The organism is Thioclava arctica, assembly GCF_040892615.1.
Lineage (GTDB): Bacteria > Pseudomonadota > Alphaproteobacteria > Rhodobacterales > Rhodobacteraceae > Thioclava > Thioclava arctica.
This window is the reverse complement of sequence record NZ_JBFRYC010000003.1, coordinates 427,260-440,364: the sequence shown is the minus strand read 5'-3', so window position 1 is coordinate 440,364 and position 13,105 is coordinate 427,260. Positions and strand designations below refer to the sequence as shown.

The 13,105-nt window shown below is 61.6% G+C and carries 11 protein-coding genes; 3 read left to right on the top strand and 8 right to left on the bottom strand.

Annotation, left to right across the window (positions count from 1 at the left end; all coding sequences use genetic code 11):
• Nucleotides 1–6: 6 nt before the first annotated feature.
• The 8 genes from ydiJ to AB4874_RS07705 form a co-directional block, all read right to left on the bottom strand.
• Complete coding sequence (ydiJ, locus tag AB4874_RS07740) at nt 7–3,078, bottom strand: D-2-hydroxyglutarate dehydrogenase YdiJ (RefSeq protein ID WP_368391552.1); 3,072 nt, start codon at nt 3,076–3,078, stop codon at nt 7–9.
• A gap of 53 nt (nt 3,079–3,131) precedes the next feature.
• A complete protein-coding gene (locus AB4874_RS07735; protein WP_368391551.1) occupies nt 3,132–4,112 on the bottom strand; it encodes a hypothetical protein in 981 nt (326 codons plus the stop codon).
• A 17-nt stretch (nt 4,113–4,129) separates the two neighbouring features.
• Entirely contained in the window at nt 4,130–5,026 is an 897-nt protein-coding gene (locus AB4874_RS07730) for an amidohydrolase family protein (protein ID WP_368391550.1), read from the bottom strand.
• 364 nt (nt 5,027–5,390) lie between these two features.
• Complete coding sequence (locus AB4874_RS07725; protein WP_368391643.1) at nt 5,391–5,642, bottom strand: cupin domain-containing protein; 252 nt, start codon at nt 5,640–5,642, stop codon at nt 5,391–5,393.
• A gap of 255 nt (nt 5,643–5,897) precedes the next feature.
• On the bottom strand, nt 5,898–6,167 hold the full coding sequence (locus AB4874_RS07720) for a hypothetical protein (RefSeq protein ID WP_368391549.1): 270 nt from the start codon (nt 6,165–6,167) through the stop codon (nt 5,898–5,900).
• Between the two features lie 127 nt (nt 6,168–6,294).
• Entirely contained in the window at nt 6,295–7,098 is an 804-nt protein-coding gene (locus AB4874_RS07715) for a 3-hydroxybutyrate dehydrogenase (protein WP_368391548.1), read from the bottom strand.
• Complete coding sequence (locus AB4874_RS07710; protein ID WP_368391547.1) at nt 7,098–8,603, bottom strand: class I adenylate-forming enzyme family protein; 1,506 nt, start codon at nt 8,601–8,603, stop codon at nt 7,098–7,100. The genes AB4874_RS07715 and AB4874_RS07710 overlap by 1 nt, the downstream gene beginning before the upstream one ends.
• Nucleotides 8,600–9,766, bottom strand: a complete 1,167-nt coding sequence (locus AB4874_RS07705) for an acetyl-CoA acetyltransferase (protein WP_368391546.1) — start codon at nt 9,764–9,766, stop codon at nt 8,600–8,602. The genes AB4874_RS07710 and AB4874_RS07705 overlap by 4 nt, the downstream gene beginning before the upstream one ends.
• A gap of 93 nt (nt 9,767–9,859) precedes the next feature.
• Here AB4874_RS07705 and AB4874_RS07700 point away from each other — a divergent pair, with 93 nt between their 5' ends.
• The 3 genes from AB4874_RS07700 to AB4874_RS07690 all read left to right on the top strand — a co-directional run bounded on the left by AB4874_RS07700 (nt 9,860) and on the right by AB4874_RS07690 (nt 12,898).
• Nucleotides 9,860–10,423 (top strand): LuxR C-terminal-related transcriptional regulator, encoded by a 564-nt coding sequence (locus AB4874_RS07700; RefSeq protein WP_368391545.1) that lies wholly within the window; start codon nt 9,860–9,862, stop codon nt 10,421–10,423.
• A gap of 576 nt (nt 10,424–10,999) precedes the next feature.
• Nucleotides 11,000–11,590 carry a hypothetical protein gene (locus AB4874_RS07695; RefSeq protein WP_368391544.1) on the top strand — a complete coding sequence of 197 codons (591 nt, stop codon included), beginning with the start codon at nt 11,000–11,002 and terminating at the stop codon, nt 11,588–11,590.
• A gap of 81 nt (nt 11,591–11,671) precedes the next feature.
• A complete protein-coding gene (locus AB4874_RS07690) occupies nt 11,672–12,898 on the top strand; it encodes a surface lipoprotein assembly modifier (protein ID WP_368391543.1) in 1,227 nt (408 codons plus the stop codon).
• The last annotated feature ends 207 nt before the right edge of the window (nt 12,899–13,105 follow it).

Sequence of the window (13,105 nt, the reverse complement as noted above, 5' to 3'; positions counted from 1 at the left end):
CAGACATCATTGGTCGCGGATCGAGTCGATTGCAAGATGCGACGGGCGGCTCTGTTCTGACACAGATTTGCGCAGTAGATTCAACAGCACCTGGACCGGGTGGCGCAAGCTGAGCCCGTCAATCTCGCGCACTTGGCACCGGCACGAAAACCCATCGGCCATCAGCTTTTGCTCCGCATCCGGGGTATTCATCTGCCGGGCCCAACTCATCGCATAGATCTTCTCGGATAGCGGGCGGTTTTCGGCCTCATGCCCAAAGGTGCCCGCCATCCCACAACACCCAACCTGCCCGACCTCAATCTCCACCCCCATCGCCGAAAAGACCTCCGTCCAAGCCGCGACGGCACCCGGAGCAATCGAGCGTTCGGTGCAATGCGGCAGGAGAGTGAAACGTGCGTTCTGGTTCAGTTTCGGTAAAGCGTCGCAGCCTCCAGCGAGCCATTCCTGCAAGAGCTGCACCTTTGGCGCCGTGCCTTTCGGCAGGAACGCAGTATAATCCGAGCGGTAGGTCAGGGCCATCGATGGGTCGAGACCGACAAGATCCACACCACACTCCTGCAAGCGCCGCAGATCGGCCGCATGGCGACCCGCGACCCGCTGGAATGCACCGAGAAACCCATGCACATGAAGTGGCTTGCCGTTGGGCCGGAACCGGGCAAGCGCGGGTCGAAAACCGAGCAGCTGCAACAGATCAATCGCGTCGAGCAGAAGCTGAGTCTCGTAATGCTGGGTGAAAGCGTCTGGCACGATCACAACGGACTTCGCCCGCTCCTGCGCCGATAGCTCACACATCCGGCTCGGATCGGCAAAGTCGACACTCCGACGCGCCAATTCCTTGCGCAGGTTCAGGGTCGAAAGCTTTGGCGTATGCACCAGACCGACGAGACGCGTCAGCGGCGTCGCGGTGGCGAGATTGGCAAGCCGTGGCACGCACGCCGCGAGCGGCAAAAACGGCTCCAACCACGCCACGAGATGATGGCGCAGGGGCCGTAGGTAGCGCCCATGATAAAGCTCGAGAAACTTCGCCCGGAAACTCGGCACATCGACCTTGACGGGACAGCCGCCGGTGCAGGATTTGCATGCCAGACAGGTGGACATCGTCTCCATCACCTCATGCGAAAAATCATCTTCGCGCTTGCCGAATGACGCTCGAATTCGCGCTGGCAGGTGACGCAGTCGCGGTCCCGCGCGCAGCGTTTGCGCCTCGGCCAGCGGGTCCACCCCGGCCTGTGCGAGTCGCCGCAACCAGTCGCGCATCAATTGCGCGCGCCCCTTGGGGGACTGCCTACGATCGCGCGTCGCTTTCCATGATGGGCACATTGCTTCGTCCGGATCCCAGTTGAAACACGCACCGTTGCCATTGCAATGCAGCGCGTTATCCGTCGCCTCGCGCAGGGCTTGCGGTATCACGCGGTCGCGCTGTCCCTTGGTCGGCACAGCATCCACAGCCAGCAGGTGTCCCCCCTTGGGTGCGGCGATCTTGCCGGGGTTGAACTGGTTGCGCGGGTCGAAAGCCTCCTTCACCGCCTGCAATGCCGGGTAAAGCGCGCCAAAGAATTCTGGTGAGAACTCGGATCGCACACCCTTGCCATGTTCCCCCCAGAGTAGCCCTCCATAGCGCTTGGTGAGCGCCACGACCTGCTCGGTGATCTCGCGGATCAGCGCCTCTGATCCGTCCTCTCGCATATCGAGAGCGGGCCGCACATGCAGCACCCCGGCATCGACATGGCCAAACATCCCGTAATCGAGCCCGTGCCCGTCAAGAACCGCGCGGAACTCCATAATGAAATCCGCAAGGCACTCTGGCGGGACCGCAGCATCTTCAACAAAAGCCACCGGACGTCGGTCGCCCTGCATATTGCCCAGAAGTCCGACCGCTCGTTTACGCATCTGCCAGAGCCGTTCGACTGTCTCGGCACCGCGCGCAATGGTGTAGCCGCGCCGCGCAGGGTTGGGCTCCGCCGTGATGCCCGAAGTGAACTGTTCCATCGCCAGATCGAGCGCGTCGAGGCTATCGGCGGTGAATTCGACGAGATTGACGCCTTTCGCCAAGCCCTGCGAGTCCTGCGGGAAGAACTCTGCCACGCTTCCCCAGATGCTATCTTGCTGGGCGAGCGAGAGCACCCGCTCGTCGATGGTTTCAATCGATGCGGGGTCGAAGCGCATCAGAACCTGCGCGTCGCGCAGTGCCCCGTCGAAACTGTCATAGCGCAGCGTAATCAGTCCCGAGTGTGATGGGATCGGTAGAACGGACAGCTCTGCCTCGGCAATGAAGCCCAGCGTGCCTTCGGAGCCGCACAAGACTGCATTGAGATCGAGCCCGTCCGCCCCGTGGCGCAGATGCGCAAGGTCATATCCGGTTAGGCAGCGATTGAGTGGCGGAAAGACCTGGTCGATGGCCTTGGCATTCTCACGCGCGATCCGGTCGAGCGTCTGATAGATCTGCCCGGGCAAACCGGGTCGGGCCAGTGTCGCCGCGAGCCCATCCCGATCCAGCGGCTCCGAGCGTAGCACCGAGCCGTCCGAGAGCACCATGGTCAATGCGCGCACATGATCGCGGGTCTTGCCATAACGACAAGAACCCTGCCCGCTTGCATCTGTGGAAATCATTCCCCCGATCGTCGCACGGTTCGACGTCGACAGCTCCGGCGCGAAGAACAGACCATGTGGTGCCAATGCGGCATTGAGCTGATCCTTAACAACGCCGGGTTCGACACGCACGCGCCGCGTCACCGGGTCAATCTCGAGGATCCGGTTCATATGCCGCGATAGATCGACCAGAACGCCGTCTGTCAGAGACTGCCCGTTGGTGCCCGTCCCACCCCCGCGCGGCGCGATGTGAAGCCCGGCGAACCGCTCGCTGGACAGCAGCTTGGTGATCCGCACCAGATCGTCTTGGTTGCGTGGATAAAAAACCGCCTGCGGCTCGATCTGGTAAATGGAGTTATCCGTGGCCATGACCGTGCGATCAGCCACCCCGGTCATGATATCACCCGAAAATCCGCGTGCGCGCAGCTCGGCGCAAAACGCCTTGGTGAGAGGGAGCTCGGGCTCTTGGAGTGGCAGCGCTGGGATCATGATATCAAATGGCTTGACGGCCCGAGGGATGATGCCCCGGGCCGCGATCCGGCTCAGGCGCTATGCGTGCGGATAGCGTCGTCGATGGCCGAGATCAACGACTGAAAGACCGGGTTGTCGACCTGCAGCTGCTGGCCATGCTCCATCCCGTCGATTATCAGGGCATTCTCGCCTTTCTCGCCCGGATAGACCGAGTATAGCCGCTCCGACTCTGCCGGCATATGCAGAGTATTCTGCTTGCCGTGAATTATGAGCGCGGGTGGGAAGGTGCCGCTGACCGAGGCCAGCTCGGCTTCGGGATCGAAGGCGATATAGCTTTTGTAGGATTTGGCCGTGACGTAACTGCAGCCCGGCCAATGATCGACGCCCCCGACATCGGTGTAGCCGCCCAGTTGGACATCCACATAGGCTTGGGTGGCCGGATCGAGCGGATAATAGCCCAGCTTCGTCGCCTCGGTTCCGGTGTCAAACGGCGGGATCGCAGCATCGTCATCAAGCGCCTTGAGCGCCGCATCCGCAGCCACACGGTCCGCACGCAGCCCCTGCAACGCCGAAAGCTTGGTATAGCTCATCGGCACGTAGAACGGCACCTGCTCGGTGCCGCTGCGCGCAAGTTCGGTGATCGCGGCGAGGCTCGCGACCGAACCCATAGCCCAGGAAGCCACTGCTGGCATCCGCCCGAAATGCGCACGCGTCCAGTCGATCAGCGCAAGCAACTCAGTCTTCTGATCCTCGAGGCTGACATTGGTCACAGTCTGCGCACCGGTCTTGGTGGTGTTGCGCACGCCCTTGTTGGTGAAGAAGCCCGACACATCATATGTCGTCACACGGTAGCCACGCCCGGCCAGCGCTTTGCCGACGAGCTGACCATACATCGACACGCCACCGGTGAACCCGGAATTGAACACGACAGGCGGCAGTTTGCGCGCCTCATCATCCAGCTCAGCGGGGCGGAAAATGAAGCCGCGCAGATCGCAGGTTTCATCCGCGAATTCAACGGGGAAGCTAAATTCTTCTTCGATTACCTTGGTCATCTTTCTGCTTTCATTGATTAGGTTGGGAAGATTTCGTGCCGGGCGGCATTCAAAAGATGCTCGGCCGGAATGCCGGTGCGTTGCGCGGCAAGCGCGGCCAACCGGGCAACATAGGAGAAGGCACTGCTCGGCGTGAATTGTGCCGCGTAGTCACTCCCGCTCTGATCCTTGCCGACATGCGGCGCGTCGCTTGCCTGAAGCAGAACCCGTTGGGGGCCAACCGCCTCAAGGATCGCCAGCAAGAACGGCAGGGTCGTTTCCGGGTCGGTGGTCGTGCGATAGCCCGGCCCTTTGAACCAGACGGTCCCGCGCCGCGTGGCCTCGCCGAGCAAGGCCTGAAAGGCGTTGTCCTGCGGCCCACGACTGGGGCGACAATTGCCCAGATGGTCGATCACGACGTTCAGGCCTTGCGGCAATTGCTGCAACACACGTAGGCCCGTCTCGGGCTCTTGCGCATAGATATGGATGTGCTGATCGGCCCGCAGCCGCGCCCAGAGCGCCGCCCATTCCGACGTCGCGAAGTCATCTGGCCCAACACTCTCAGGCGAGGCATCATGCAACACGATCCGCACACCAACGATCTGCGGATGGCGCAGCCGTTCAGCGGTCGCGTATCCGGGATCGGCAAGGATCGTTCCGACCAGCCGGATATGTCCGTAGCGCTCCGGCTCCCGCGCCTGCAACATTTCCAGCTCAGCAAAGGAAGAAAACACGTTTTCGGAATCGGGCAGGATGCTGAGATGCACGTTATTGATCAGCACAGGCACAATCCCATCTTGGCTCAGCCCATCAAGATAGCTGGTCAGAGATTGCGCGGCGGGCCGGGCATAGGGCGCGTCATCAGCGACCCGCGAAAGGTCGCCATCCCTATAAAGATGGACATGTGCGTCAATATGGATGTCGTTTGGCTGCATGACCGGTTTCCCCTTGTCTCTGCAGCACAATATCCGGCGCAATGAGAACGAGGCTCCACAGGCTCGCCGTCAAATATCAAACTAACGACATCTTGCGGCTCGTGTCCAAAAACACTCCATTGCCATCTGGCCGCCTGCTGCTGGCCTGGCAGTCTCCCGAGGAAAAGACTTGGCAAACTCCGCTTTCTGCGCATGGCTGATGTTGGTGGCGGAAGCAGCATCCAGCAGTATGGGCTCAGTGCGGGCCTTCGCCGCGCGCTGTACCGATGACGTCAGCGCGGACCAACTGGACCTCTGGTTTTTTGCGCCGGAAGGCTTGGGATCGGCGCTTCTCGCTCCCCAGCTGAGTGAGGCAGCCTGTTGCCTACACCGTTGGCGCCCACGCCCCCTCCAAGTGGGTCGCCTCGTGGTCACCCGGCCAAGGCGGCATGGTCACGCAGATAAACGTCAACGGCTGATCTCCCACATTGCGATACTGGAAGGCCGTGCCGATAGGAATGTCGATCGACACGCCCGGACGCAACGGTGTGATCCTCTCTTCGGTCCTGTCTCGTCGCCAGATCTCGCCTTCACCTTCGAGGACGAACCAGAATTCGCTGACGGTGGCATGAACCAGGCCCTGTTGATTTGGCTTGGTGGCACCGTGCTATGGATCATGTTGCCCGTGGTCCCATCCATGATGAAGCGGATGTTCGCCCCGGCCGGGGATTTCGCATCCGGTGTGGGTTGCAGTGATGTCTCCTTCAATGTTCTTGCTCCCTTGCTGATTATCGTTCTGAGTCCGTGCGACCGCCACTACCGGGCTTGTTGTTAGATGAAATTCGACGCGGCCAATGGGTGCCCGACGATGGTCAGCGTGAAGGCCCCGATGCTACCTAACTGTGCGACAAGCCCATTTGCGGGTCCAATCTGGGCCGAATACGGCACGAGACGGGGGACTGCCGACGCCGAAACCGAAGCCGGGCTCGAAAGCGGGCAGCGCGCTTGCGATCAGCAGGGCGGCGGCGGTGAGAACGAGCGTGGTTGGCTTCACCCGATCCGCCAGCAGGCCGTAGACGAGGCTGCCCGCGATGCTGACGCGCGCGACCAAACCGGTGGCGTTTCCCGCCTGGGCCGAACTCAAGCCGTGGGCTTCGATCAAGAAAGTTGACATCATGCTCAGGAAGGAAAGCGAAAGGCCGAGGGCCTGTCCAGAAGTGGCTATTCCGGACAGGTGCGTTGCCGATGATGAACATGACATGCATGGCCGCAATGGTCTCCCTTGCCCTCTATTGCGCGGTCCACCCGCCATCGACCGGGATAGACGTTCCGGTCACGTTGTGCGCGATCGGCGCGCAGAGCCATAGCGCGAGTGCCCCGATCTCTGCAGGGTCCGAGGTTCGCCGCGAGGGTTGTTTCTCCGCAAGTAGATCCGCAATCCCGGCCGCGCGGTCGCCGTCATGAGCCGCCGCGCGTTCCTCGATCTGGGGGGCGAGAATGGCGGTTTCGGTCCAGCCAGGGCAGATGCAGTTGACCGTCACCCCGCCGGTGGATTTCGACCCTGCCGTCGCGTATTCCAGCGCCGCGACCCGGCTCATGCCGACCAGACCGAATTTCGATGCGACATAGGGAGCCTTGTTGACCGAGGCCACGAGACCGTGGACAGAGGCGATATTGACGACACGACCATAACCGCGCTCTGCCATTGAAGGCAGCGCCCGGCGCATCGTGTGAAACGAGCCCGAGAGGTTCACGGCCAGCACCGCGTTCCAGATCTCGGGGGTCGCTTCGGCGAGGCTCGCCGTGCGCTGGATACCCGCGTTGTTCACGAGGATATCGGCCCCACCCCAGCCCGCCACGCCGTCCATCATCGCGTCGATGGCCGCAGGGTCCGCCATGTCGGCATCGAAAAAGCGCACCTCTGGCGCACCAGCCTCTTTCAGCGTCGCAGTCGCCTCGGCGACTTGGGCATCATCGGCCAGACCGTGCAGCGCGATGCGCGCCCCGGCACCGGCGAGGGCTTCGGCGATCGCAAGGCCGATGCCCTGCACCGAGCCGGTCACGAGCGCTGTCTTTCCATCCAGTCTCGACATCATTCCTCCTCCTTCAATTTCTGTCTCAGCTCGGTTTTCAACACCTTGCCGTAGTTGTTCTTTGGTAGTTGCGCGACCACGCGATACGCCTTGGGGCGCTTGAACCGGGCGATGGTTTCGCAGCAATGCTGGTCGAGCGCCGTGGGGTCGATCTCTGCACCCGGCGCGGGAGTGACAAAGGCCACGACGCTCTCGCCCCATTCGGGGTCGGGCATGCCGACCACCGCCACCTCGTGAACGCAAGGATGCAGCAAGAGCGCCTCCTCGACCTCACGCGGATAGATATTGGTGCCGCCGGAAATGATGACGTCCTTTGAACGATCCTGCAGCGTGACGAAGCCATCCGCATCCATCGCGCCAAGGTCGCCCGTCCAGAGCCACCCATCCCGGATCGCGTTCGCGCTTGCCTCGGGGTTCTGCCAGTAGCCGGCCATTACCGCCGCGCCGCGCACAAGGATTTCCCCTGTCTCGCCCGGTGGCAAAGTCCGACCCTCGGCATCCGCGATGCGTACAGAGACCGGGCTTTGCGCCTGACCGACCGAAGCCAACCGTTCGCGCCAGCGCGGATGACTGCGGTCAGCCACGAGATCGCGCGACAGGGCAGTGATCGTCATCGGACTTTCGCCCTGACCGTAGATCTGGACGAAGCGGGGCCCCATCACCGCGACCGCCTCGACGATATCGGCGAGATACATCGGCCCGCCGCCATAGACGATCGTCTTGATCCCATCGCCCGTCTGACCGGCCGCCTTGGCGTGATCGACCAGCCGACGGATCATCGTGGGGGCGGCGAACATCGAGACATGGTCAAGCTTCGGGGCGAGGTCTAGAATCTCGTCAGCTTCAAAGCCACCTGATTGCGGCACGACGTGACGCGCGCCCCGTATGACGTGCATGAAGTTGTAGAGCCCCGCGCCATGCGACATCGGTGCAGCGTAGAGGATCGCGTCCTGCTCTGCGACGCTGTCGACATCGGCGAAATAGCCCAGGCACATCGCCTGGATATTGGCCGAGGTGATCTGCACCCCCTTGGGTCGACCGGTGGTGCCTGAAGTATAGAAGAGCCAGATCGTCTGATCCGATGCCACCTCAACCGGGGCGCGCAACGGCGCGTGACCCAGCAGTTCGGAATAAGCCTCGCCGGCGATGTCGATCGTCTCGGCGCGCAGATCCGCGCCCGTATCGGGAGATACAAAGGTAAGCTTTGCGCTAGAGGCCTCGATGATCCATTCGGCCTCACGCGGGTGGAGCTTCGCGTTGATCGGCACGACCACCGCGCCCGCGAACCACGCCCCGTAAAGCGCCTCAAGATATTCGATGCGGTTTTTCATGAAAAGAGCAACGCGATCGCCCGGCACGATACCTCGTTCCGCCAGTCCGGCGCCGATCCGCGCCGCATGGTCGGCGAAGGTTGCGTAATCGGCGCGCACCTCGTCGCCACAGAGAAGTGCGGGGGCTGCCGGGCGGCGGATCGCGCTGCGCACAAGCCATTCAGCCGGGTTCATGCCGCGCGCTCCGCTTCGAGGATCGAGCAGTAATTGGCAACACCCGAGCCGCCCATGTTGAAGACGCAGCCCAGTTCCGCCCCCGGCAGCTGCATTTCGCCCGCTTGCCCGGTGAGTTGCATCGCCGCCAACACATGCATCGAGACTCCGGTGGCGCCGACGGGGTGCCCCTTGGCCTTGAGACCGCCCGAGAGATTCACCGGCAAGCGCCCGTCGCGATTGACCATGCCCTCATCGATGGCGCGCGCGCCAGCGCCCCGAGGCACCAGCCCCATCGCCTCGTAGACGAGAAGTTCGGCGATGGTGAAGCAGTCATGAACTTCGGCGAAGGAAAGGTCTCCGACCTCGAGACCTGCCTTGGCATAGGCGCGGCGAAAGGCCTCCGCCGGTCCCTCGAAGGCCAGCAGATCGCGCCGCGACATCGGCAGGTAGTCGTTGACCTGCTCGGCGGCGCGGAAGGCGATGGAATTGGCGAAATCGCCTGCGCGATCGTCTGCGACCATGATCAACGCTGCTGCCCCGTCCGAGATCAGCGAGCAATCGGTCATCCGAAGGGGCGCTGCGATCATCGGGTTCTTCTCGCTGACGGTGTTGCAGAACTCAAAGCCTACGTCCTTGCGCATCTGCGCCATTGGGTTGGCGAGCGCGTTGGCATGGTTCTTCGCCGCGATCCGGGCAAGCGCTGAAGACCGATCGCCATAGGTCTGAAAATAGGCAGTCGCGAAGCGCGCGAATATCTGCGGGAAAGAGACGCCAGCTTCTTCCGCTTGATAGGACGCGCCCGCCAGAGCCTCCGTCACGCCGGCTGTGTCCTTCGCGGTCATCTTCTCGGCCCCGATGACCAGTGCGGCCTTGACCCGTCCAGATCGGATCGCGTCGCGCGCGGCGTAGATCGCGGCAGATCCCGAGGCGCAGGCATTCTCGACCCGGGTCGCGGGTTTGAAGCGCAGCGCGTCATCCAGACCCAGCGCGAGGGAGCTCGCGAATCCGTCGGGCACGAGCCCGGAATTGAAATGGCCCAGCCAGATCGCGTCGATCTCAGCGGGATCGATCCCCGCGTGATTGAGCGCTGCAGCGCCTGCTTCGAGAACCAGATTCTCAAACGTCCGGCCCTCAAACCTGCCGAATTTCGTATGCCCCCAGCCGACGATTTTCGCGTCCATGCTGTCATCCTCCCAAATGCATCCATCGCGGCGCAGACTAGCGCGAGACCCACGCGCGCTCTATTCGTAGAACTACGATATCGGGAGAAGACGATGAACAAAGACGCCATGGACGTAGAGGCGGCTGTGCTGGCCTTCACGCATGCGCCGATCGGGTTGGCGGTGACCCGCGATCGGGTGATCGAGCGTTGCAATGCGCGCTTCTGCGAGACCTTTGGCTACGCAGAATGTGAACTCCCCCGTCGCTCGCTTGCGCTGCTCTACCCGTCGCACGAAGAATTTCTGCGCATCGGCGAAATCGGGATGCGGCGCATGCGCGCCACCGGACGTTATGCGGACGAACGCATCATGCAGCGGCGCGACGGTTCGCTCTTCTGGTGCCGGGTGCGTGGCCAGTCGCTGACGCCCGAAACGCCCTTCGAGCGTGCGGTGTGGAGCTTCGCGGACATCTCCGAATCGCGCCCCGTTGTGGACCTCACAGCCCGCGAGCGTCAGGTTGCAGCGCTCTTGGCCGAGGGTCGTACGAGCAAGGAAATCGCGCGCGCTCTCGACCTGTCGCCGCGCACTGCCGAGGCACATCGTGCCAAACTGCAAGCCAAACTGGGGGCGCGAAACACTGCCGAACTCGTTGCACGCCTGACAGGCCTGCCGATGTGACGCTGCAAACCGCGCATGTATCCAAGACTTTTCTGCACATAGAGGACGCTCCTACCTTGCGTAGCAAAAAATACCTTTCTGCTCAGGCTGTCTCGAAGTTTCGGCCCAGGGCTATCGTTTGATTGCACGCCGAGATACTGCCACGTGGCCGCCATACCGGTCTTTCGCTGCATATGCATAATTCACGTAGCGCTGAAGGCCCGAACTGGGACGAAACCGCTGGTTAATACGCCTGCCTCGTGCGGCGCATATCGACAGGAAGACCGACAACCTGAGGGCGGTTCAGCCCTTTCTTAAATGCCCCAAGACAAACAACACCATCCGTTACCTTGACGTTGCGCTCGAAGACGCACAGGCGATCTCTGAAAGCGTGGAAGTCTAACGATTGGGCTCACGTTCTCTGGTGGTCGCGACTTGACGCTTACTTGTCACCCCGACACCGAGACAGGGCTCACCGATGCGAGCGAAACCTATAGTTTCTCATAGATTGCGCGGCGCACGCACGTTGGTGTGAGATGTGTGTGATCGGCTCGACCTGTCGGGCCGTGGGGACCAATCACAAAACAGGGCTTTCTCATGACTCTAAAATTTGCGCTTGCGGCTTCAGCCGCCTGTCTTGCGCTGTCCGCTTGTAACAGCAGCAACGGTTCTTCCGGCGCTCTGACGTCGGCAGCGGCACAGAACGTCGATGCCACCTATTCCGACTATGAAGACCGCATCACCAGTGGGGCACTGACCACGACGGCTCCGACGGGGCAGGCTTCGATGTCGGGCTACATGGGCGTCAGCGACATCAATCCCGAGGACAGTACCACGACTGCGATAGGCAAACTCGCGATGGATGTCGACTTTGATGCGGGAACGGTCAGAGGCACGGCTTCCGATTTCGGGATCTACAGCGGCGAGACCCTGACCAAAGACGCCAATGTCAACGGCACGCTTGCCGTGGACGGGACCGTGGGGGGAACGGATCTGACGGCCTCCGCGACAGGAACATTGTCGGACGGCGAGACGCCAACAGACGTCGCTCTGAACATGACCGGCAGTTTTTATGACGATGCGGGCACCTTGACCGCCGTCGGTGATATAAGCGGAACAATTGCTGACTCTGGCGACAGCTCGACAAGTATCGACGTCGGCGGTGCTTTCTACGCGACCAAAAATTGAGACGGGACACACGTCTACATGGGGGCCGGGCGCAGTGCGCCCGGTGTCCTTCGGACCGACAAACCGACTTCTGAGCACGCGATGCGAAACGTTTTTCCGTTAAAATGGCTTTGGCTCACAGTCTCGATCTTCGTCGGACTTACAGTCGTCGTGCCGACACGCGTTCAGGCTCAGCAATCCGTCTCGGATTGGCTCGCATTCGCGAACGCACAGATCTCACGCGACAAACCGGGCACCGCCCTTGTGGTTTTCGGAGAAATCGCGGCGCGCCACCCCAATTACGTTCCTGCACAGGTAGGACTGCAAAAGAGTTTCGCGAAATTCGGCTCAATCCGGCGCAGCGAGGCTTTCCTGCGCTATGCTCTCGCGAAGGATCCGGCGCATGAGCCCGCGCTTCTCGCGGCCTGGCAGGCGCTCGACCGCGCCCATCCCCTGCGGTTCTCCGCCTCGGCCTCGCTCCTGCCGAGCAGCAATGTCGATCACGTCGCCTCCGAACGCTACCTCGTGACCGATTTCGGCACCTTCCTTATCGATAATGGCGGGAATGAAACCTCCGGTGTCGGGCTCGGGTTCGACATGAATATGGATTGGGTCATCCAGCCCCGACCGGGCCATCGTGTCCGGTTTCGCGCCACCTATGCGGGAGCTTGGTTTCATTCTGCCGCGCTGCGTTACGCAGAGCCCTCGCTCTCGATCAGATACGAGCATCTCGGCGGCCGAAATCCTTGGTCACTGGAGGCAGCCCTGCGCAAGCGGCGTTATGGCGGCGCCGCGCAAGATGTAACCTCGGACAACATCACTCGCGCAATCAGTTTTTCGAAATTTTGGCGCCAAGTTGACGGGAGGCGCACTTTCTTGCGCATCACTGAAGAATACAGCAGCTATTTGGAGAAACCCTACCTGACGGGCCCCCGCTACAGCATTGACCTTGGACGCAGGAACCCGCTGGGGCGGAGAGGACATTTAAGCTACGGGGTGCGGCTTGAACGTGCCCTGCCGCGCACCGACTATCATCGCTACAGCGGTGCCGAATTGCGGATCGGATATGAGCGGCCATTGCTTGAAGGGCTCCGCGGTGGTCTCTCTCTTAGCTATGGCGAACGCCGCTACGATGCCAATTTCCCGATCGTAGGCGAACGCCGCCATGACCGTTCGGCGAGCCTTGGTCTGAGTGTGGCATTGCGAAAGGCGAAAATCTTGGGGCAATCGCCCAAAATCAGTTGCACCGTGCGGCGCACCCAGTCGAATGTTGCGCTTTATACAACCAATTCCGTCGATTGCGCCCTGTCGCTAAAACTTGATTTTTGACAGAAATCGGGCATCTTGGCGTAGGGTTAACAAGTTTCATCTGTCCAGTTTCACGGTGTCCTAGGCGATCTGCTGCGGGGCATATTAACCGATCGACTTGGAGATTTGGCTTTGGTTTCGAAACGGTTTTCCTATCGGAAGCAAGGCGGTTCCCCGAGCCACCGCTCAGCCAGAAATCGCGCAACAGAATAAATTCATCCAATGCCT